Below are 19,374 nucleotides of genomic sequence, written 5' to 3'. Positions count from 1 at the left end.
CGCAACGACCGGGAGACCGACATGAGATTCGCCGTATCGCTGACCATGGAACGCTTCTCGCCCGACATCCCGATGGCGAGGGTGAAGAGCAATCTGCTCGAGCTCGCGCGCATGGCCGACGAGGGCGGGTTCGAGACACTGTGGACGGCGGAGCACCACACCATCGAATGCACAATCTCGCCCAACCCGCTGATGACGCTGACTTGGCTTGCGCAGCACACCGAGCAAATAAGGCTAGGCACGTCGACGCTGGTCGCGCCCTATTGGAGCCCGATCCGGCTGGCGGGGGAGGCAGCGCTCTGCGATCACCTGACCGGTGGGCGGCTGGAGTTCGGCATCGCGCGCGGTTCCTATCAGTATGAGTTCGACCGCATGGCCGGCGGCATGCCGCAGCAGGAAGGCGTCGCCTATCTGAAGGAGCTGGTGCCGGCAGTGAAGAGACTGTGGGCAGGGGACTATGCCCATGAGGGGCACTATTGGAGGTTTCCTCTGGCTGCCGGCGTGCCGAAGCCGCTGCAGATGCCGCACCCGCCGATCTGGGTGGCCGCGCGCGACCCTGGCACCTTTGACTGGGCGGTCGGCATAGGCGCTTCGATCCTGTCGACGCCTTTGTCGGCCCCACCCGCCGAGATCGCCGTGCTCGGCGAGAAATTCCGCAAGGCCGTCGCCGATCATCCGGAGGTGCCGCGGCCGCGCCTGATGATGCAGCGGCGGACCTGCGTCTATGATCGGGAGCAGGATTGGGAGGTCGCGGTCGGCCATGCGATCGACTACGGCCGCGCCTTCGAGAACCTGTTCCAGAATATCGGCACCGTGCACAATGGCTTTCCCGAGGCGGTGCCCTACGAAAGCGTGAAGGGCAAGGACAACTACGACCCGCAAAACATCCGCCGCAACCTCATGTTCGGTACGCCGGACGAGGTGATCGAAAAGCTGCTCGACTATGAGGCCGCGGGTGTCGACCAGTACTGCCTCGGCCTGACCTTTAATCTGCCGTTCGAGCTGCAGAAGAAGACGATCAAACTTTGGATTGACGAGGTGATGCCGGTCTTTGCCGCGCGCGAGCGCGACAGGGCGCGCCAGGCGGCGAGGGCATGATGATGGCACGTTGCGGCCAACTCGATGTCGAAGGCGTGCTGCTCAACTGGCGCCTGGATGGCCAAGGTGGCATGCCGCTGGTCTGCATCCACGGCGTCGGCTCCTATCTCGAAGCTTGGAACGGGGTGGCCGATCGGCTGAAGGATCGCTTCGCCGTCCTTAGCTTCGATTTGCGTGGCCATGGCCGCTCCAGCCGGGTCAAGGGTCGTTACGAGATCGACGATTTCGTCGGCGAAACGCTGGCGCTGGCCGATCATCTCGGGTTTTCCACCTTCCATCTGGCCGGCTTTTCCCTGGGCGGCCTGATCGCGCAGCGCCTTGCGCTGACGAATGCCGAGCGGCTGCAGAAACTGGTGCTGTTGTCGACGGTTGCTGGCCGCACCCTGGAGGAGCGAAATGCGGTGCGCGGCCGGCTGGCCGCGCTAATGGCAAGCGATGCCTCGGCGCATCACGCAGCCTCCCTGTCGCGCTGGCTGACGGAGGATTTTCTGGAGAGAAACCCTGAGATTATCGCGGAGCTGCGCCGGCGCGACGCCGAGAACGACCGTGATTGCTACGCCGCCGCCTACCGGGTTCTCGCCGAAACCGATTTCGGCGGCATTCTCGACCGCATCACTTGTCCAACGCTGATCGTGACCGGTGAGGCCGACCAGGGGTCCAGCCCGCGCATGGCGCGGCTGATGCACGAACAGATACAAGACTCCGAGCTCGCCATCCTGCCCGGGCTTCGCCACTCGATCCTGATCGAGGCGCCGGCGCTTGTCGCTGAAACGATGGCCGGCTTCCTGCTCAGCGCGGGCCGCGGGAGAGGAGCCGTCGCGCATGGGTAGCGAGCGGGAAGGGCCGGCTTGCCAAGCGGCACCTGGCCGAAAACAACCCGAAGCTTTCCGCGTGAGCGAGGGAATGACGACGGCAAATATCCCGCGCAGGAACGGAAGACCGGACCGGCCAGGGCACCGCTTAATGCCGCCAGCCCCCAGCAGGACGCCGACCTCGTCGCCAAGGAATTGCGAGATCATGACCGGCTGAATGGCCATGACCGCATGGGACTGAACAAACAACAAGGGAACAGACGAAAATGACATTCTGGAGCAGACGACAGCTGACGATGGCCGCACTCGCGCTTGCGCTTGGTGCCTATCCCGCCCATACCGGCGCGGTGCTCGACCGGGTGACCGCCGCGGGCACGCTCAAGGTGGCGACCGACGCCAATTGGGCGCCGCAATCCTTCATGAACGCCAACAACGAGCTGGACGGCTTCGACGTGGATGTCGCCAAGGAAATCGGCAAGCGTCTCGGCGTCAAGGTCGAGTTCGTCACGCCCGGCTGGGACATCATCACTGCGGGCAACTGGGCTGGCCGCTGGGACATGCATGTCGGCTCGATGACGCCGACCAAGAAGCGGGCCGAGATTTTCGATTTTCCGGCGGTGTACTATTACACGCCGGCGGCGGTCGCGGTGCACAAGGACAGCAAGGCTAAGGCGCTCGCCGATCTCGACGGTAAGGTGGTCGGCGCTACCAGCACCTCTACCTTCGAAGCCTATGCCAAGAAGGACCTGACGCTCGACGCCGCCGGGGCGCCGCCATTCGAATACAAGCTCAATCCGAAGGAAGTCCATTCCTATGAGAATTCCACGACGGCCTTCGACGACCTTCGCCTCGGCGACGGTGTGCGCCTGGACGCGGTGGTGTCGTCGCTGCCGTCGATCCTGGATGCCATAAAGGCAGGTTATCCGATCAAGCAGTTGGGCGAACCGGTGTTCTACGAGCCGCTGGCCATCGCCATCGAGCATGGCGATTCGGAACTGTCGGCCAAGATCGCCGACGCCGTGAAGGCGATGAAGGCCGACGGCACGCTGAGCAAGCTCTCGGAGAAATGGTACGGCCAGGACTACTCTAAGACGAACTAATCTGTCCAAGGCGGCCTGCCATCTTGCAGGCCGCCGAACCGCCGGTGCTCAAAAATGCTCTACCCGGATACCGTCGAGGCCGAAGTCCTCGTTCACAAGCCCTGGTTCGTGGCGACGATGTTCGGCGTCGTCCTGCTGGTCTTCATGGCGTTCAACATGTCCGGCACCGGATTCGCCGAACTCCTGCGCCCGGTTATCGGCGAGCCGTCAACGAGCGGCCTCTACGGGCGCTTTGCCGTAGGTTTCGCCATCGCGGTGATCTTCACGCTGAACGTCGTCCTGATCGGCTTCGCACCGCTCAAGCTGCAGATCGGCATCGTATGGTTGGAGCTGCTGCTTCTGTTCATCGCCTTCTTCCAGACATTCCACCTCAGCCTGCCTTTCATCCGCGAGAAGCTGCCATTCCTGATCAGCCAGGGCGTCGTCACCACGCTTTATGTCTCGGCTATCTCCATCGTCATCGCTTCGGTCATCGCGGTGGCGGGCGCGGTCGCGAAGCTCTCCAACAACGGATTCGCTTATGCCATCGCCAGCTTCTACACCTCGTTCTTCCGGGGCCTGCCGCTGTTGATGCAGGTTTATCTGATCTATCTCGGGCTGCCGCAGCTCGGCTTTGTCATCAATGCCGTGCCGGCCGGCATCCTGGCGCTGTCGCTGTGTTACGGCGCCTACATGACCGAGATCTTCCGCTCCGGCATTCAGAGCATCGATCGCGGCCAGTGGGAGGCCTCGCGCTCCATGGGGTTCGGCTTTACCCTGACCATGCGCCGCATCATCCTGCCGCAGGCATTGCCGGTCATCATTCCGCCGACCGGTAACCAGTTCATCTCGATGCTGAAGGATTCCTCGCTGGTCTCCGTCATCGGTGTGTGGGAGCTGATGTTCCTGGCGCGCACGCTCGGACAGAAGACCTTCCAGCATATGGAAATGCTGATCTCGGCTGCCGTCATCTACTGGGTGCTGTCGATCTGCCTCGAGCTGATCCAGTCCCGCATCGAACGGCACTATGCCAGGAGCAAGGTGCGATGAGCGCTCAGGTTATCATTAAGGCCCGAGCCGTTTCCAAATGGTACGGCCAGTTCCATGCGCTGAAGGATATCAACCTGACGGTCCGCAAGGGCGAACGCATCGTCATCTGCGGGCCTTCCGGTTCGGGCAAGTCGACGCTGATCCGCTGCTTCAACCGCCTCGAGGCGCATCAGGAGGGCGAGATCGTCGTCAACGGCGTCGCGCTGCATGGCAGGATGAGCAATATCGCCGCGGTGCGCTCCAACATTGGCATGGTCTTTCAGCATTTCAATTTGTTTCCTCATATGACGGTACTGATGAACTGTATGGCCGGACCGATGTGGGTCAAAGGTGTCTCGGCCACGGAAGCGCGCAAGACCGCCCTCCAGTTCCTGGAGCGGGTCCGGATTCCCGAGCAGGCCAACAAGTTCCCTGTCCAGCTTTCCGGCGGCCAGCAGCAACGCGTGGCTATCGCCCGCAGCCTGTGCATGAAGCCCGATGTCATGCTGTTCGACGAGCCGACCTCCGCGCTCGACCCGGAAATGGTCTCCGAGGTGCTGGAGACGATGACGGAGCTGGCGCGCGATGGCATGACGATGGTGTGCGTGACGCATGAAATGGGGTTTGCCCGCGCCGTGGCCGACCGCGTCATTTTCATGGACGCCGGACAGATCGTAGAGGAGGGCACGCCTGACACCTTTTTCGGTAACCCGCGCCACGATCGAACGAAGTTGTTTCTGAGCCAGATCTTGAAGCATTAGACGATCCAGCAGAAAGCCGGCCCGTGGTCGCAAGAAGCCTCCTGCCATCGTCGCGGGCGTTCGGCGCCGCCGTCGGTTGATCCCCATCAACGCCGAACAGCCTTGGACGCCCATCGGCTCTGTCAGGAAGCTTTTTCACGGGGACAACCCCTCCGTCACCCTTTGAAAGCGAACCGAAACACGGCGGCGTCGGCCTCATCGGTAACTCGCACCCACTCCATTTCTTCGCGCCTTTGTTGGACCTCGCGGCCAGTTCCAATTTTGGCGGCATCCAGTGGTGTCTCGGCTATGACCATTTGACTTCCTGTCACCGCTTCACCGGCCATAGTCTCCACCACAAAGCTTTTCATATACTGCGCTCCCGTCGGTCATCGACCAACGATGATCGCGAAGCCTTGTTCCGGGCTCTCAGGCAGTATGCGCCCGGCGCGCCGCGGTAGGTGAATAGTCGGTTACTACGACAGGTGATCGACTGCGGAGTTCGGCGCTCCAGTGCTTCAAGTGGTGCCCGTGATTCCAGGAACGCTGATGCCGCAGAAGGCAATCAGGCGCGCTCATATGACGGACGAACGAACTGCGCCATTGCTGATGTAGAGCGCCGCGCCAGCCTCAAGTGACCTCTGCATCCTGTTTACGAAAAGGTGCCCTTGGCGTCAGCACATCGCCGTTGGTCGGCGGCTGCCTATTCTGGGAAAGTTATGGAGGTCAAGGTCCGTCCGGAGTCGATGGGCGAACGGTCAACGCCTACGGTTCTTCATTTCGTTTGCCTTGACCCGATCCATAACTGTCCGCAAGTGCTCGGGTAGCCATCCTTCCGAGCGAAAAATCGGGAGCGCGCGCAAGCGGTGCCGCATTTAGCTTGTGGACTGCTCTCGCACAACGCGTGCAACCTGTTCCGAGCGCTTGCTTCGGTGCATGGTTTCCGGGGCAGAACTTGGCGCTATCTGAAGGTTCTCGACTGTGTGCAGACTGCGAGAAAAACGGCCTGAACTCAGGACCATCGGATAGCCTTACTTGCTAATAGTGAGTTCAACCCGAAGATACTTGCCTTCGGGAGTCTTCCTCGGCCGTCCCCTGCGACTTTCGTAAGAGCCCGCAGCCAAGGGAGCGTGCTGCGGGCTCCTGTCGGCTTGATGCAAGCCCGACCGCGACGACAACTGCCTGGCCATCAGACGCGTCGCCGCCTGCAAACCACTGCTTGGCTCAAAGGTTCCAGGCGACAAAGGTCCCGCCGACGGAAGCCGACGGGCCCGTCACTTTCCTACTTAGGGGGGGGTAAACTATGGGCCCGGAGATGTCCGTGACGATCATGGTGCGCAGCGCATGCGAGCTTGGGAACATCAGCGTGATTTCCGGGTTCGGCGCCCGCCACTCGGAGTAAAACTATCATGGCCGAGGCCGCCGTAAGGAATTTCAACATCAATTTCGGCCCGCAGCATCCGGCGGCGCACGGTGTGCTTCGTCTTGTGCTCGAGCTCGACGGCGAGGTGGTCGAGCGCGTCGACCCTCACATAGGCCTGCTCCACCGCGGCACCGAGAAGCTCATTGAATACAAGACCTATCTCCAAGCCCTGCCTTACTTCGACCGCCTCGATTATGTGGCGCCGATGTGCCAGGAGCATGCCTGGTGCCTGGCAATCGAAAAACTCACGGGTTTGACCGTGCCGCGGCGCGGGCAATTGATACGTGTTCTCTACAGTGAGATATCGCGCATCCTTTCCCACCTTCTGAACGTCACCACACAGGCGCTGGATATCGGTGCGCTGACGCCACCCCTGTGGGGCTTCATAGAGCGCGAGAAGCTGATGGTTTTCTACGAGCGGGCCTCAGGCTCTCGCATGCACGCCGCCTATTTCCGACCCGGCGGAGTCCACCAGGACCTGCCGCCGGATCTCGTAGAGGATATCGGCAAGTGGATCGATCCGTTTCTGAAGTCCCTTGCTGACCTCGATCGGCTGCTTACCGACAACCGAATCTTCAAGCTTCGCAACGTCGACATCGGCCAGATCTCTGAGACTGACGCTTGGGGGTGGGGCTTCTCAGGCGTGATGGTGCGCGGCTCAGGCGCCGCGTGGGATTTGCGCAAGGCGCAACCCTATGAATGCTACTCGGAAATGGACTTCGACATTCCGGTGGGCAAGAATGGCGACTGCTACGACCGTTATCTCGTGCGCATGGAAGAGATGCGTCAGTCGGCCAAAATCATGCGCCAATGTGTCGATCTGCTGGTGAAGGAAGGCCCCGGGCCAATCTCCAATCCGGACGGAAAGATCGTGCCGCCCAATCGTGCCGCGATGAAGCGCTCGATGGAAGCGCTGATCCATCATTTCAAACTCTACACGGAAGGTTTTCGCGTGCCCGCCGGGGAGGTCTATGCAGCGGTCGAAGCGCCCAAAGGCGAGTTCGGCGTTTATCTGGTCGCGGACGGGACCAATAAGCCTTACCGTTGCAAGCTGCGGGCGCCGAGCTTCGCGCACCTGCAGGCGATGGATCTGCTCTGCCGCGGTCACCTGCTTGCGGATGTCACAGCTGTCCTCGGATCTATCGACATCGTGCTGGGAGACGTCGACAGATAGGCTGCGCGGCTGCCGGCCATTGAAGTGAGACACTGCAGCATTAGTCGGCGTAGCTGGCTCCGCTCTCCTCTTCTGCCACAGCCTCATCCAATACTGATTGTTGGGTTCGGCCCGCAGAAGCCTGAAGGGGGCCTCCGGACATCATGGTGGCCTTCGCCAGCAGGACGCGGTTATGTCTGCTCGCCCGTGCCCGGCAGTATCATTCACACCGGACGATGACCTCGGCCTGATAACTGCCCGCCGGGAAGATACCGGGGGATTTCGTGGCGGTCAGATCGACCTGGATCGTATGGGTCCCGTTGGTCAGCTTTTGCGGCGAGCTGCCCGGAATGTCCACGCCTGAGCCGTCGAGCCGGAAGACGGTGGCGAAAGTGACGTCGGTGTCGCCGCCGCTCGGCGCCGAGCTGAAGGCGATCGGCGCCGGTGCGGATACGGAATAGCAGTCCAACAGGTTGAGGACCGTGCACAGAAGCGAGCTTGCGGTGATGGTGGCACCGGCGCTCGATCCGCCCGCCTGCTTGGAGCCGAAGATGTTGATTGCGGGGTTCGGTTTCATCGTTCCCGATGCGCCGATCATGATCGTGCAGGTGCCGACGATCGCCGCCTGCGCCGGGAGGCAGAGACCGGCAACTGCTGCCAGCGCCAACAGCGCAGGGCTATTTCCGCTTCTTTTTCTTTTCACTGCCGGTCGTGCCTCTGATGGTCCAGCCTTCGTTGGCCCATGCCTCTGATTTGACTTGGGCAGCGCTGGCTTGGACAGAGCTGACGTGGCCCGCGCTGGCTTGCGGTGCGGCGCCCTGGGGCGGGGAAGCGGCCACACTCCCCGTCGTCTGGCCGTCGGCGCCGACGCCCATTTTGAGGAGCTTCAATTCAAGCTGCAGGCGCTCGACTTCCAGCTCATAGAGGCGGCTGCAATCGACGCGTTTCGGCGTCCGCCCGATCGGAATCACCACGCGGCCATAAGTGGCGATGTCGCCGTTGGCCTGGTTGCTGTTGTTGTTGCCGCGGATGACGCCGAGGTCGAGATAGGCGCCGCTGCCGGAAACGGCCGAGCGGCAGGTCGTGCCGTCGCTGGCATGAACCTCGTCCTGGCCCTGGGGCAAGCTGACGCCGGGCAGGCTGAAACCGGTCTGGTTCTGGTTGAGGTTCAGGATATCCTCGGCAAGCCCCTGACTGACGACAGCCAGGGCGGGCAGCAAGGACAAGGTCAGAACCTGCGATGCCCGAAGAACTTTCCGCATATCTGTGCCCTTATTTGGGTCTGCTCGCTTGGAAAGGGGATACTCTCGGCACAGATACGCACCTTACGCTCGTTCGCGCCGTCGAACGGCACGACCACCAGGACAGGGCGCGACGCCTGGCCGGCAAGAAGGAAGGCGGCCGGCGTGATCCTCGCCGCGACGGGCTGGAAATCCTGGTCGTAGACATGGACCTCGACGCGGATGCGCTGGTTGTACGGGTTGCCTGGAAAGACGCGGACGGCGAAAGCATCTGTGAAGGATCGCACCTCGCCCCGCATAGGCGTCATCGACTGGCCGGTCGCCGCGACTGGAGACAGCGCGGCGATCAGGCCTGCCGCCAGAATTGCAATTCTTCTCAAGGACCGCTCCTTTCGCGTAAGGGCTATTCGCAGCGCAGCGTCACCGTTGCCTGGTAGTTGCCGGCGGAGAACCGGTTCGTGCCACTCTTGGTGCCGGCGAGATTGACCGCCACCGTCGATGTGCCCGGCACAGTCAGCGCGGTCGCGGTGCCGGTTTCGGCAATCGTCTGCGCGCCCGAAGTGGCGAAGGTGGGCGTCCATGTCGTTGCCGTCGTGTCCGATGCCGGCACGGTCGTCGTGGTCACAGGGTCCACGCTGAGCGTGACGCCGCCTGTCGTATCGACCTGAGCGCTACCTGCCGAGCCGCCGGCGTTGTGCGAGCTCAGCGACTGAAGATTGCTGCTCACGGTCATCGTGCCGTTGGAGTTGATCGTGATGGTGCAGGTCGCGGTGACCGTGCCGTTGAACAGCACGTTTCCGGTGGCGGCCGACGCCGTCTGGCCGGCGCAGGCGGCCAGCAGACTCGCAACCGTGGCGGCACGAACGAACTTCATTGAGCCCCTCTTTCGAGCCGTATGATGCGGCTCAAGTCGGGTTATCTTTCATTTGTCGTGGTTAATTTAGCGTTAACTGAAACAATATCAGAGAGCAACTTGAAAGAAACCGACGATAACCACAGGTTGTCGCCGGTTGCATGCCAGAGATAAACCGATCCGTTCGTTTGATTTATATCAATTTATATTTGCATATACGGTTTTTCGAATTGGCGGGCCAAAAAATCGATTGTTTCGTGATGCCACTCCCTGCTTCCCGGCCGAGGATGGCGCGTTTGCGTGTCAGGCCACTCGCCGACAGGCTCTCGACGCGGCGGATTATTGGAACTCAACAAACGTGGCGCATTTCGGAGAAGCCAGCCCGAGAACTGATCGAGTTGATCGGCACCGAGGGGCATGACTTGTGAAGCGCACTTCCTAAAGGCGGGCACTGCGCGACCTAGAGATCTGTCCCTTGCTGGGCGTTGCGAGCCAGAAATGAGCAGCTCTTGAAATGCCGGCAATGCTGACGCCATATTGCGTCATATTTCCTGGCAGCGCATGGAGGTGCTGCAATGGGCCTGGCACGATATGCGGATGACGGGTTGTTCGCACCCAAGAAGATTGCAGACGCTTTCCGCACCACGAGCGAGGAGATTGCGCGCACCGCTGGTCTGGGCAAAGACGCGGTCCAGCGGCGGGAGCGGGTGCGCTCAGACAAGACGCAGCGTCGCCTGCGCGAAATGGTGGAAATCGTGAACAAGGTCGAGCCGCGATTTGGCTCCGCGCTCATGGCCTATGCCTGGTATCGGTCCGAGCCGCTGCCGGGATTTTCGGGACAGACCGCGATGCAGCTCGTTCGAGAGGGCCGCGCCAGTGAGGTCCTCGACTTCATCGACGCGGTCGATGCGGGGATTTACGCCTGACGGTTGCCGCCATCACCTATTCGGGCCGGCTCTACCGCGCCCTCAATCCGGTGTATGCCCGCCAGCCTATGTCGGGACGGGGTGCGGAGCTCTATGGAGGGCGTTTCAGCCCGAAAGGCATGCCGGCGCTCTATGCGTCGACCTCTGTCCTGACGGCTTTGCGCGAAGCCAACCAAGTTGGCGACCTGCAGCCGACGACGCTGGTCGCTTATCGTGCCGAGATCGAGGCCGTCTTCGATGCGCGCGACGCCACTGCTCTTGCAGCAATGGGTCTCGACGCGATGGCCCTCGCTGATCCGACATGGCGCGATCAGATGAGAGACTATGGCGAGGCGCATACGCAACGATTTGCCCGCGCGCTGGTCGCGCAAGGCTACAGTGGCCTGCTCGTGCCGAGCTTCGCCAAAGGCGTCGCAATCGGCGACTTCAATCTCGTTCTGTGGCGATGGGGTGAGGTTACCCCATCCAGGCTCGAGCTGATCGACGACGAGCACCGGCTCGGTTGATCAAGCCGGCCGCTGCCCGCCTTGCCGCGTAGCTGAACAGATCCTCCGATCGCGATCCGCAAGCAAACGGTCCAGAAGCTCTTTCTCGATGGCCATGCCATGTTCTCCGTTTCATCATCACGGCCTCACGCACAAGATATCTGGCAGCCCCCCGCCCGCCCGCAGCCGCGCGGGGCCCGAAGCCGGGCGAGCTATGGATGACCAAAAACAGTCTGTCGCAGTTCGGGCTCGACACTCTGCGTCAGGTGTCGAAGCCTGGATGCTTGAGGACTTCGGACTTGTCGAAGGAGAGGCTGCTTGCCCGCGCTATTCCAGCCGAGGCGGTTAACGGCGCAAGGACGATGTCGCTGAGGACCTGGTGCCGTGAGCAGGGGACTGTGGCGGCACGGGCAGGCGTTTAGATCTCGGATAGGTTTTATGGGGTATTCATTTGAAAAAAGCAGCCGGAAGTCATGTCCGAGATATGGCACTCGCTCCTCGCTAACCTTGCCCTGGTCTCCATCCTGGTGGTCGCTTGGGATCTTGTGGCTGACTTTACCGGACGCCTTCCACGGCTGATACAGTCGCTGCTTCTCGGCCTGGTCATGTGCGCCGGCTCGGTCATCTCCATGGCGACGGCTTTGTCCGTCTCAGGTTTCGTCGTCGACCTGCGGGCCGCCTTCATCGGCGCAGCCGCCTTCTTCGGCGGATGGCCGGCTATGCTAATCGCTACCGGCGGCTCGATCGCCTACCGCGTCTATCTTGGCGGGCAGGGCGCCAGCGTAGGGATCATGAGCATCCTGATCACGGCCGTCGTGGGGCTTGCTTGGCACCATGTCGTCGCAGCCCGATCGCGCACCATGCTCGATATACTTGGCCTGGGCGTGACGGTGGCGCTCGCCGGGCTGATCACCCTTGCGGTCATCCCTCAGCAGGTCCTCGCGGGCTTCGTTCAGCAGAGCACGCTTCCATCCCTCCTGTTCCGGTTTCTCGGCACCTTCATTATCGGCGTGCTGCTCGACCGGCAGCAGCGGCGGCGCGATCTCGCAATGTCGAACATGATCTACCGCGCCATGGTCAGCGAGCTGCCGGATTGCCTTAACGTGAAGGATGCCGCCGGCCGCTTCGTGGTTGCAAACCCGGCCACTGCGGAAATGATGCGTGCCGCCTCGGCCGAGGACCTGATCGGCAAAACGGATTTCGATTTCTATCCGAAGGACGTGGCCGAACGCTTCAGGCAGGATGAAATGGGCACGCTGGAGACGGGGCAGACATCGCGCATCGATCAGCCCGCGCTCTTCCCGGACGGCAGCCAGGGCTGGCTCTATACATTGAAGGCTCCCTTCCGCGACGAGACCGGCAAGATCGTCGGCGTCATCACCTACAACCGCGACATCACCGAGCAGAAGAAAAACGCCCAGCTCAAGAACGACTTCATCTCAACCGTCAGCCACGAGCTGCGCACACCGTTGACGTCGATCCGCGGCTCGCTCGGGCTAATCGCGGCGGGCGTTGCGGGCGAATTGCCTCCCAAGGCGGCCAATCTGGTCAACATCGCTCACAACAACAGCGAGAGGCTCGTTCTTCTCATCAACGACATCCTGGACATGGAGAAGATCGAATCTGGCGTCATCAGCTTCAAGATCAAGCAGATGCCCGTGCGCCCGGTTCTGGAGCAGGCCATCGCCGCAAGCTCCAATTACATGGCCGAGAGCAGGATACGCATTGTCCTGGTTGACGACGCGCCGCGCGCCGAGGCCAATATCGACCCGGATCGCCTGCATCAGGTGATGGCGAACCTCCTGTCCAATGCGATAAAGTTTTCCGAGCACGGCGGCACCGTGATGGTGAAGCTGCAGCGCCGTGAGGGCGGCATGCTGCGCATCTCGGTGATCGATCAGGGCGCCGGCATTCCGGAGGAATTCCGCAGCCGCATATTCGGTAAGTTCGAGCAGGCCGACGCGTCCAGCACCCGCAGGAAGGGCGGCACGGGTCTCGGCTTGAGCATCGTCAAAACCATCGTGGAAAAGTTGGGTGGCGCCGTTTCCTTCGAAACGCAGGAAGGCAAGGGAACGTCGTTTCACGTCGACCTTGCCGAAGCGCAGAAGCAGGAGGCGAAACCGGTCATCGTCGAGCGCCGGTCACGCAAACGCGATGGCCGGCTGCGTGTCCTGATCTGCGAGGACGAGCCGGACGTCGCCGCGGTAATCGCCGCGCTTCTCGACGCGGAAGGCTTCTCCAGCGACGTTGCCCCCGACATCGACACCGCCAAGGCTCTCCTCGGCTCCCGCGATTACGTGGCGCTGACGCTCGACATCAAGCTGGCGGGGGAATCCGGCATCAAGCTCTTCCACGACATCAGGGCCTCGCAGGTCAATTCCGACATTTCCGTCATCGTCATCTCCGCTGTCGCCGACGAGGCCAGGCGTTCGCTGAACGGCAAAGCGGTCGGCATCATCGACTGGCTGGAGAAGCCGGTTGATCCGAAGCGCCTCCACGCCGCCATGGGCAAGATCGTCGGCCGCAGGGTGGAACCGAAGCCGACGATCCTGCATGTCGAGGACGACGAGGGTGTGCTTGCGGTGATGTCGGAAGGGCTGGGCTCGGGTGTCTCGATCACCTCGGCGAAAACGCTGAAGGATGCGCAGCAGGCGATCGCCAGCCATCGCTTCGATCTGGTCATCCTCGACATCGCGCTCCCGGACGGATCGGGACTGGATCTGCTTGCCACTCTGCCGCTCGAAACAGCGGTCATCGTGTTTTCGGCGGCGGAGCTGGACGACAAGCTGGGCGATCGGGTCCAGGCGATCATGACCAAGACCAAGGCGTCCGAGATCGACGTTGCAAGACTGGTCAGGAACATGCTGGTTTCGACCCTCAACGGTGCGGGAGCCATTACGCAAGTCAAGGAGTGACCCTCATGCCGGCAAAGATCCTTTATGTGGATGATGAGGACGACATCCGCGAAATAGCCCAGATGTCGCTTGAGCTGGAGCCCGAGTTCGAGGTGCGGTCCTGCGCTTCGGGCGCCGAGGCGCTGGTCGAGGCGGCAGCATGGCAGCCCGACCTCATCCTTCTCGACGTGATGATGCCGGACATGGACGGGCCGGAGACGCTGAAGCGCCTGGCTGCATCGCAGCCGACGGCACCGATACCTGTGGTGTTCATCACGGCGCGCACCCAATCGCATGAGGTCGAACGCTATCTCGCCATGGGAGCGGCGAGCGTCATCGCCAAGCCTTTCGACCCGCTGGCGCTTGCCGGTGACGTGAAGAAGCTGCTTGCGTTGCGCGCCGGGGGCCCGGCGGTCTAGCCGGGTGGGCGCCACCGAGGCGACAAGCCTGTCGGCAAGCCCCGGCCCGGTGTTTACGCCTCCTATACGCTGCGCCGATATTCATCTACTGATTGCATCGAAATGCGGCCGTCGCGAATCGGTCTTATCTATGATTTGCGACGGTTTTGTCTGCATGGAATGCATTGGCGGATGCAGGTCCATGGGTGATCACTCCGGGGGGCGACGGAACCGGAGCAGGACTGGTGGATGGAGCGAAGGCAAGAGTTCTGATCTGCGATGACGACCCCTTGCTGCTTGAGCTGATGGAGTTCAGGCTGAGGGCGAAGGGATACGAGGTCGTCAAGGCGGTCGATGGGGCGGAAGCGCTCGAGAAGGTGCGGCAGGACGCCCCCGACGTCGTCGTGCTCGACGCGATGATGCCCAAGGCCGACGGCCTTGAAGTGCTGGCGCGCATCAAGGGGGACCCGGCTTTGTCCGACACGCCAGTCGTCATGCTGACGGCCCGCAAGGGCCAAAAGGACATTGTCTCGGCCCTGGACAAGGGCGCCGACGACTATCTGGTGAAGCCATTCATTCCCGAAGAGCTTTTGGCCCGGCTGGCGCGTCTCATCGCGCGCAAGAGCGGGAAGCGCTGATGCGGCGCCGCCGGCGCTTGAGCTTCGCCGCATGCCTGGTATTGGCCGTTGCCGGCGCCCCGGCCGCGGTCCTGGCGCAGACGGTCGACGAGCTCTACGCCTCGGCGGTGAAGGCGAGGCAAGCGCAACATTTCGATGAGGCCGCTGACCTGCTCAAGCGCGCGCTGGCGCTCAAGCCAGACAATGCCGACGCGCTGGTCCAGCTTGGCTTCGCCGAGCTCGGCCGCAACGACCTTCCGGCGGCGCGCGATGCTTTTTCCAAGGCGCTTTCGCAGGCCCCGAACTACCGGGACGCCTCCTTCGGCATGGCTGAGGTCGAATTCCGCTCCGGCAACCTGGACGCCGCCCTGCCGCTGGCTGAAACCGTCGCCAAGGCCGATCCGGCCAATGCCGATGCCGCAAAGCTGGTCGAGAACATCCGTAAGGCGAAACAATCCGCTGCCGGCAAGCCGAAACCGGCCGCCTCTACCCAGGCGGCGGGGAAGATGTCGCATCGCCGGCCCAACCCCATCCCGGGCCTCATGGAAGAGGGCAGGCGCCTGCGCCAGGCGGGCAAGCTCCCTGAGGCGGAGAAAGTCTATCGCGGCGCCCTCAAGCTGGCGCCCAAGGACACCGACATCCTAGTCGCGCTTGGCCTCGTTCTGGGCTCCAGCCAGCGTTTCGACGAGGCGGACCATTTCTTCGACCGCGCGCTGGCCCTAAAGCCCGGCCTTCTCGATGCCAGGCTGGGCAAGGTGCGCCTGGCGATCTGGCAAGGCGACACGCCGCGCGCGCGAGCTCTGGTCGACGGCGTTCTGGCGACCACGCCGGCCAATGTGGAGGCGCTTGGCCTCGACGGCAGAATCGCCTTGCTTGAGGCCAACTACACGCGGGCCGGGCAGTCGTTCCGGCGTGTGCTGGCGCTAGAGCCGCAGAACGTCGAGGCGCTGGTCGGGATCGGCGATCTGCGCCGCGCCGAGGGCGACGACGACGCCGCGCGCCAGGCCTATCATCAGGCACTCGCCATCGACCCGGGCTCTGCCGATGTCGAGCAAAGGCTGGCCGTGCCGCCGCCGCGCAAATGGCGGCTCGATGTCGGCAGCGAGGTCAGCGATCTCACCAATGGTCTGGGCAATTGGACCGACAGCTCCGCCGGTCTTGCCTACCGGCTGTCGCCTCGCACAACGCTTTCCGGCCACACCCGGCTGGCGACGCGTTTCGGCCGCGCCGACGTCCAGATCGAGGGCCGCATCGACCAGGCTTTCACGCCGGCCTTCTCCGCTTATGTGCTCGCCGCAGTGACGCCGAATGCCGATTTCCTGGCACGCCATTCGGCCGGAGCCGGCGCGTCTTGGCAGGTCGTGGCGCCGGCAAAGGCATTCGGCCCGCTCTCGCTGAACATCGATGCCCGCTACGACAATTTCGCCGATGCGAGCGTCACCAGCATCCAGCCCTGGATCCAGGGCTACATTCTCGACGGCCGCCTGGGGCTCTCGGCCCGCTGGGTGCATGCCGAGGACGATATCGGCACGCGGGCGGACGGCTATGTGCTTCGCGCCGACTTTGCGGCGACGCCTCGCTTCAACGTCTTCGCCGGCTATGCCGACGCTCCCGAGATCGACGACGGCGCGCTGGTGCCGACGCGCACCGTCTTCGGCGGTATTTCCTTCGATGTCAGCGATCCGCTGACGCTGCGCGCCAGCATCGCGCATGAACAACGCCCGGCCTTCGACCGCAACCTATTCGGCCTCGGGCTGGCGGCGCGGTTTTGACCATGTGGTATGTCTGGGACCTGTCGATACTGCTCAGCGGGATGTCCCTGGTGATCATGCTGCTGCTGATCGCGCGCCGTGTGCTGCAGGAGCGCAGGGAGAGGGCGGCGGCCGATCAGCGGCGCCAAGTGCTGACGGCGCTGATCGCCTTCACCGAAAACCGCGATCGCGAGGCGTTGAAGGCAACGGTGCTTGGCGTGCCGGCCGGCGTGGCGATCGACGCCGGCTTCGAGTTCATTTCGCTGCTGCGCGGCGAGGAGAGGGATGATGTGCTGGTCGCCTTCAATGAATGTGGCCTGCCGGCCCGTGTTGGCAGGCTGCTCCAGAAAGGCAATGTCGCCGAACGCATACACGCGGCCGAGATGCTGGCAGCGCTGGGATCGCAGGATGCGTCGGCAAGGCTGCTTTCGGCGCTTGCGCAGGACCGTTCACGCGAAGTCAGGATAGCGGCGGCCATCGCGCTCTGCGATCTGGGCAGCCTGCCCCTGCTCGGCACCGCGCTGGATTTCATCGGCGTGGCGGGGCAGCGCTCGCGCCGCCTGATCGAGCTGTTCCGGCGCTTTCCGCGTTCGCGCTTCAATGAGCTTGCGGTCCACGCATCGCGCGCGGACGCCCTGCCCTTCATCAGGGCGGCCGCGATCGACGCGCTTGCCCAGGCGGGCGGCTTCGGCTTCGCCGACTTCTTCGCTGGGCTGACCGGCGACGCCGCGCCCGAAGTTGCCGCCGCCGCGCTGCGGGCGCTGGGCCTGACTGGTCATGCCCAGGCACCGGCCATCCTGAAGCGCGCCATGGCCAGCGACGACTGGGACGTGCGCGCAGCCGCCGCCGAATCCGCGGGGCGCCTCGGCCTGCCTGGCCTTGCCGCGCCGCTCTCCGGGCTCTTGGATGACGAGGTCTGGACCGTGCGTTATGCCGCCGCTAACGCGTTGCGCTCCTTCGGCCAGCCGGGAGAGCTGCTGCTGCGCGAGATTGCTTCCGCTGAGGTTTCGCGCAGCCAGCGCACCGCCTCGCTTATTCTTGCCGAGGGGCCGGTCCCATGATCGCCGACTGGAGCCATGACGTCGTTCTGGCCGCTACCGTCCTGTCCTGGTTCATCATCGGGGCGGGGCTGGCGCAGACGACGATCTATCTCCTGCAACTCGTCTTCGCCGCCTATGCGCTGTCGAAGCGCCCGCCGGTGGCGCGCTCGGCGTTGCTGTGGCAGCGCTATGGCGACGTCGCGCCGCCAATCGCGCTGCTGGTGCCGGCCTACAACGAGGCGCTGAACGTGGTCGAGAGCGTCCATTCGATGCTCGCGCTCGAATATCCCAATTTCGAGGTGGTCGTCATCAATGACGGCTCGAAGGACGACACGCTGCAGCGCCTGATCGATGCCTTCAAGCTGGTGAAGTTCCAAAGGCCTTACGAGGAGGCGCTCGCCCACCAGCCGATCCGCGGCCTCTATTCCTCGCCGATGACCGAACGGCTGTTCGTGGTCGACAAGGAAAATGGCGGCAAGGCGGACGCCCAGAACGCTGGCATCAATGTCTGCCGCGCGCCGCTTTTCTGCGTCATCGACGGCGACTCCATCCTGGAGCCCGACGCGCTAATGCGCGCTGCCCAGCCTTTCATCGACGACCCCGAGCGCACCATTGCCGTGGGCGGCACGATCCGCATCGCCAATGGTTCGAAGATCGAGGCGGGCAGGGTGCGCGAGGTCCACCTCCCGCGACGCCTGCTCCCTTTGTTTCAGGTGGTCGAATATCTGCGCGCCTTCCTTATGGCGCGACTGGCCTGGAGCAGCATCAACACGCTGATGCTGGTGTCCGGCGCCTTCGGTATGTTCCGCCGCGCGGAAGTGGTCGCGGTGGGCGGCTTCACCAAGGGCTCGATGGGCGAGGACCTCGACCTCGTCATCAAGCTTCACCGCTATATGCGTGACAAAAAAAGCAAATACCGCATCCAGTTCATTCCCGAGCCGGTGTGCTGGACCGAGGCCCCGGAAACGCTGAACGTGCTCGCCCGCCAGCGCTCGCGTTGGCAGCGCGGCGCGCTCGAATGCTTCTTCCGTTACCGCTCGATGCTCTTCAACCCGCGCTACGGCCGCGTTGGGTTCCTCGGCTTCGGCCACATCTTCGTCGTCGACGTACTGGGACCGGTAGCGGAGGTGCTGGGCTATGTCCTGATCCCGGCCTTCTGGCTGCTCGGCATCCTTTCGGCGGAATATCTTCTCGCCTTCACCGCGCTCATCTTCACCTATGGTGTCTGCGTCAGCGTCTGCTCGCTGATCCTCGAAGAGGCCGAACTACAACGCTTTCCCCGCGCCAGGGACCTCGCCGTGCTGACGGCCGCCGCCGTGGTCGAGAATTTCGGCTACCGGCAGCTCAACAATTTCTGGCGTGTGAAAGGCTGGTGGCAATATCTGCGCGGCAACCAGGGCTGGGGCGAGATGACCAGAACGGGTCTCGGCGCCGCCAAGAAATAGGTCCCGGCGGCTTCAGGCCAAAGCCGTGTCACGCCAGCGTCAGCTCGATCTCGGCGATCAAGCCATCCAGCGCCGCGCGTACGCTTGCTCCATCCGCCTGCTCGACGAGCAGCGTCTCCAGCGTGGAGGCGCGTGCGCTGATATGCGCAAAGCCGAAGGTGCCCGCGGCTCCGGCGAGCGAGTGGGCGAGCCGGATGAGCGCATCGTTGCCGGGGAGGGGAGCGGCCTGATGCGCAATGGCCTTCAGCTCGGCGAGCTGATCGGTACAGCGGGCGAGGAAACGTTGACGCAACGGGGCGAAGGGATCCATTGCGATGGGCGGCGCTCCGGCTAAAGATCAAGGTTTACGATCTAAACACACTTATCCCGAAAAACGACAGTTAGTTTTCG

21 protein-coding genes are annotated in these 19,374 nt (G+C 63.1%); 15 read left to right on the top strand and 6 right to left on the bottom strand.

Annotated features, from left to right (window positions below):
* The first annotated feature begins 21 nt into the window (after nt 1–21).
* Genes MJ8_RS23775 through MJ8_RS23750 form a run of 6 tightly spaced genes read left to right on the top strand, consistent with a single transcriptional unit; the run spans nt 22 to nt 4,779 of the window.
* On the top strand, nt 22–1,098 hold the full coding sequence (locus MJ8_RS23775) for an LLM class flavin-dependent oxidoreductase (protein WP_201411128.1): 1,077 nt from the start codon (nt 22–24) through the stop codon (nt 1,096–1,098).
* A gap of 2 nt (nt 1,099–1,100) precedes the next feature.
* Nucleotides 1,101–1,928 carry an alpha/beta fold hydrolase gene (locus MJ8_RS23770; RefSeq protein WP_201415566.1) on the top strand — a complete coding sequence of 276 codons (828 nt, stop codon included), beginning with the start codon at nt 1,101–1,103 and terminating at the stop codon, nt 1,926–1,928.
* A gap of 18 nt (nt 1,929–1,946) precedes the next feature.
* Entirely contained in the window at nt 1,947–2,180 is a 234-nt protein-coding gene (locus MJ8_RS23765; RefSeq protein WP_201411127.1) for a hypothetical protein, read from the top strand.
* Entirely contained in the window at nt 2,177–3,010 is an 834-nt protein-coding gene (locus MJ8_RS23760) for a transporter substrate-binding domain-containing protein (RefSeq protein ID WP_201411126.1), read from the top strand. The genes MJ8_RS23765 and MJ8_RS23760 overlap by 4 nt, the downstream gene beginning before the upstream one ends.
* Nucleotides 3,011–3,064: 54 nt before the next feature.
* Nucleotides 3,065–4,039, top strand: a complete 975-nt coding sequence (locus MJ8_RS23755) for an amino acid ABC transporter permease (protein WP_201411125.1) — start codon at nt 3,065–3,067, stop codon at nt 4,037–4,039.
* Nucleotides 4,036–4,779: an amino acid ABC transporter ATP-binding protein gene (locus tag MJ8_RS23750; RefSeq protein WP_318528192.1), complete on the top strand. Its 744-nt coding sequence runs from the start codon at nt 4,036–4,038 to the stop codon at nt 4,777–4,779. The genes MJ8_RS23755 and MJ8_RS23750 overlap by 4 nt, the downstream gene beginning before the upstream one ends.
* 155 nt (nt 4,780–4,934) lie before the next feature.
* Here the strand turns inward: MJ8_RS23750 and MJ8_RS23745 are convergent, their stop codons facing one another.
* On the bottom strand, nt 4,935–5,129 hold the full coding sequence (locus MJ8_RS23745; protein ID WP_201411124.1) for a hypothetical protein: 195 nt from the start codon (nt 5,127–5,129) through the stop codon (nt 4,935–4,937).
* 1,038 nt (nt 5,130–6,167) lie between these two features.
* Between MJ8_RS23745 and MJ8_RS23740 the strand changes: the two genes are divergently transcribed.
* Nucleotides 6,168–7,355: an NADH-quinone oxidoreductase subunit D gene (locus MJ8_RS23740; protein WP_201411123.1), complete on the top strand. Its 1,188-nt coding sequence runs from the start codon at nt 6,168–6,170 to the stop codon at nt 7,353–7,355.
* A 199-nt stretch (nt 7,356–7,554) separates the two neighbouring features.
* On the opposite strand, the gene MJ8_RS23735 is transcribed toward MJ8_RS23740, so the two are convergent.
* The 4 genes from MJ8_RS23735 to MJ8_RS23720 are packed head-to-tail and all read right to left on the bottom strand — an operon-like array spanning nt 7,555 to nt 9,449.
* Nucleotides 7,555–8,037, bottom strand: a complete 483-nt coding sequence (locus MJ8_RS23735; RefSeq protein WP_201411122.1) for a hypothetical protein — start codon at nt 8,035–8,037, stop codon at nt 7,555–7,557.
* Nucleotides 8,012–8,596: a hypothetical protein gene (locus tag MJ8_RS23730; RefSeq protein WP_201411121.1), complete on the bottom strand. Its 585-nt coding sequence runs from the start codon at nt 8,594–8,596 to the stop codon at nt 8,012–8,014. The genes MJ8_RS23735 and MJ8_RS23730 overlap by 26 nt, the downstream gene beginning before the upstream one ends.
* Complete coding sequence (locus MJ8_RS23725) at nt 8,563–8,955, bottom strand: hypothetical protein (protein ID WP_201411120.1); 393 nt, start codon at nt 8,953–8,955, stop codon at nt 8,563–8,565. Before MJ8_RS23725 ends, MJ8_RS23730 begins: the two co-directional genes overlap by 34 nt.
* 23 nt (nt 8,956–8,978) lie before the next feature.
* Nucleotides 8,979–9,449 carry a hypothetical protein gene (locus MJ8_RS23720; protein WP_201411119.1) on the bottom strand — a complete coding sequence of 157 codons (471 nt, stop codon included), beginning with the start codon at nt 9,447–9,449 and terminating at the stop codon, nt 8,979–8,981.
* 554 nt (nt 9,450–10,003) lie between these two features.
* Here MJ8_RS23720 and MJ8_RS23715 point away from each other — a divergent pair.
* The 8 genes from MJ8_RS23715 to MJ8_RS23680 all read left to right on the top strand — a co-directional run bounded on the left by MJ8_RS23715 (nt 10,004) and on the right by MJ8_RS23680 (nt 18,984).
* Nucleotides 10,004–10,354, top strand: a complete 351-nt coding sequence (locus MJ8_RS23715; RefSeq protein WP_201411118.1) for an antitoxin Xre/MbcA/ParS toxin-binding domain-containing protein — start codon at nt 10,004–10,006, stop codon at nt 10,352–10,354.
* 11 nt (nt 10,355–10,365) lie between these two features.
* Complete coding sequence (locus MJ8_RS23710; protein ID WP_201415564.1) at nt 10,366–10,860, top strand: RES family NAD+ phosphorylase; 495 nt, start codon at nt 10,366–10,368, stop codon at nt 10,858–10,860.
* A 452-nt stretch (nt 10,861–11,312) separates the two neighbouring features.
* Entirely contained in the window at nt 11,313–13,754 is a 2,442-nt protein-coding gene (locus tag MJ8_RS23705; protein ID WP_201411117.1) for an ATP-binding protein, read from the top strand.
* 5 nt (nt 13,755–13,759) lie between these two features.
* On the top strand, nt 13,760–14,152 hold the full coding sequence (locus tag MJ8_RS23700) for a response regulator (protein WP_201411116.1): 393 nt from the start codon (nt 13,760–13,762) through the stop codon (nt 14,150–14,152).
* Between the two features lie 224 nt (nt 14,153–14,376).
* Entirely contained in the window at nt 14,377–14,769 is a 393-nt protein-coding gene (locus tag MJ8_RS23695; protein ID WP_140748624.1) for a response regulator transcription factor, read from the top strand.
* Complete coding sequence (locus MJ8_RS23690; protein ID WP_201411115.1) at nt 14,769–16,520, top strand: YaiO family outer membrane beta-barrel protein; 1,752 nt, start codon at nt 14,769–14,771, stop codon at nt 16,518–16,520. Before MJ8_RS23695 ends, MJ8_RS23690 begins: the two co-directional genes overlap by 1 nt.
* Nucleotides 16,521–16,522: 2 nt before the next feature.
* On the top strand, nt 16,523–17,560 hold the full coding sequence (locus tag MJ8_RS23685) for a HEAT repeat domain-containing protein (RefSeq protein WP_201415563.1): 1,038 nt from the start codon (nt 16,523–16,525) through the stop codon (nt 17,558–17,560).
* The gene (locus MJ8_RS23680; RefSeq protein WP_201411114.1) at nt 17,557–18,984 is read left to right on the top strand and encodes a glycosyltransferase family 2 protein; all 1,428 of its coding nucleotides are present in this window, start codon (nt 17,557–17,559) and stop codon (nt 18,982–18,984) included. The genes MJ8_RS23685 and MJ8_RS23680 overlap by 4 nt, the downstream gene beginning before the upstream one ends.
* A gap of 28 nt (nt 18,985–19,012) precedes the next feature.
* Here MJ8_RS23680 and MJ8_RS23675 read toward each other — a convergent pair whose 3' ends face one another.
* On the bottom strand, nt 19,013–19,294 hold the full coding sequence (locus MJ8_RS23675) for an Hpt domain-containing protein (protein WP_201411113.1): 282 nt from the start codon (nt 19,292–19,294) through the stop codon (nt 19,013–19,015).
* Nucleotides 19,295–19,374 lie beyond the last annotated feature (80 nt).

It is taken from the genome of Mesorhizobium sp. J8 (genome assembly GCF_016591715.1).
In the GTDB taxonomy this organism is placed as follows: Bacteria; Pseudomonadota; Alphaproteobacteria; order Rhizobiales; family Rhizobiaceae; genus Mesorhizobium.
Note: the sequence above shows the minus strand (reverse complement) of the source record. Positions and strands in the feature narration are given on the sequence as shown.

Coding starts and splice junctions, on each gene's coding strand:
- MJ8_RS23705 (WP_201411117.1), top strand. CDS start 11,313: ATGTCCGAGATATGGCACTCGCTCCTCGCTAACCTTGCCCTGGTCTCC.
- MJ8_RS23755 (WP_201411125.1), top strand. CDS start 3,065: ATGCTCTACCCGGATACCGTCGAGGCCGAAGTCCTCGTTCACAAGCCC.
- MJ8_RS23750 (WP_318528192.1), top strand. CDS start 4,036: ATGAGCGCTCAGGTTATCATTAAGGCCCGAGCCGTTTCCAAATGGTAC.
- MJ8_RS23700 (WP_201411116.1), top strand. CDS start 13,760: ATGCCGGCAAAGATCCTTTATGTGGATGATGAGGACGACATCCGCGAA.
- MJ8_RS23675 (WP_201411113.1), bottom strand. CDS start 19,294: ATGGATCCCTTCGCCCCGTTGCGTCAACGTTTCCTCGCCCGCTGTACC.
- MJ8_RS23730 (WP_201411121.1), bottom strand. CDS start 8,596: ATGCGGAAAGTTCTTCGGGCATCGCAGGTTCTGACCTTGTCCTTGCTG.
- MJ8_RS23715 (WP_201411118.1), top strand. CDS start 10,004: ATGGGCCTGGCACGATATGCGGATGACGGGTTGTTCGCACCCAAGAAG.
- MJ8_RS23760 (WP_201411126.1), top strand. CDS start 2,177: ATGACATTCTGGAGCAGACGACAGCTGACGATGGCCGCACTCGCGCTT.
- MJ8_RS23685 (WP_201415563.1), top strand. CDS start 16,523: ATGTGGTATGTCTGGGACCTGTCGATACTGCTCAGCGGGATGTCCCTG.
- MJ8_RS23690 (WP_201411115.1), top strand. CDS start 14,769: ATGCGGCGCCGCCGGCGCTTGAGCTTCGCCGCATGCCTGGTATTGGCC.
- MJ8_RS23745 (WP_201411124.1), bottom strand. CDS start 5,129: ATGAAAAGCTTTGTGGTGGAGACTATGGCCGGTGAAGCGGTGACAGGA.
- MJ8_RS23680 (WP_201411114.1), top strand. CDS start 17,557: ATGATCGCCGACTGGAGCCATGACGTCGTTCTGGCCGCTACCGTCCTG.
- MJ8_RS23775 (WP_201411128.1), top strand. CDS start 22: ATGAGATTCGCCGTATCGCTGACCATGGAACGCTTCTCGCCCGACATC.
- MJ8_RS23740 (WP_201411123.1), top strand. CDS start 6,168: ATGGCCGAGGCCGCCGTAAGGAATTTCAACATCAATTTCGGCCCGCAG.
- MJ8_RS23770 (WP_201415566.1), top strand. CDS start 1,101: ATGGCACGTTGCGGCCAACTCGATGTCGAAGGCGTGCTGCTCAACTGG.
- MJ8_RS23720 (WP_201411119.1), bottom strand. CDS start 9,449: ATGAAGTTCGTTCGTGCCGCCACGGTTGCGAGTCTGCTGGCCGCCTGC.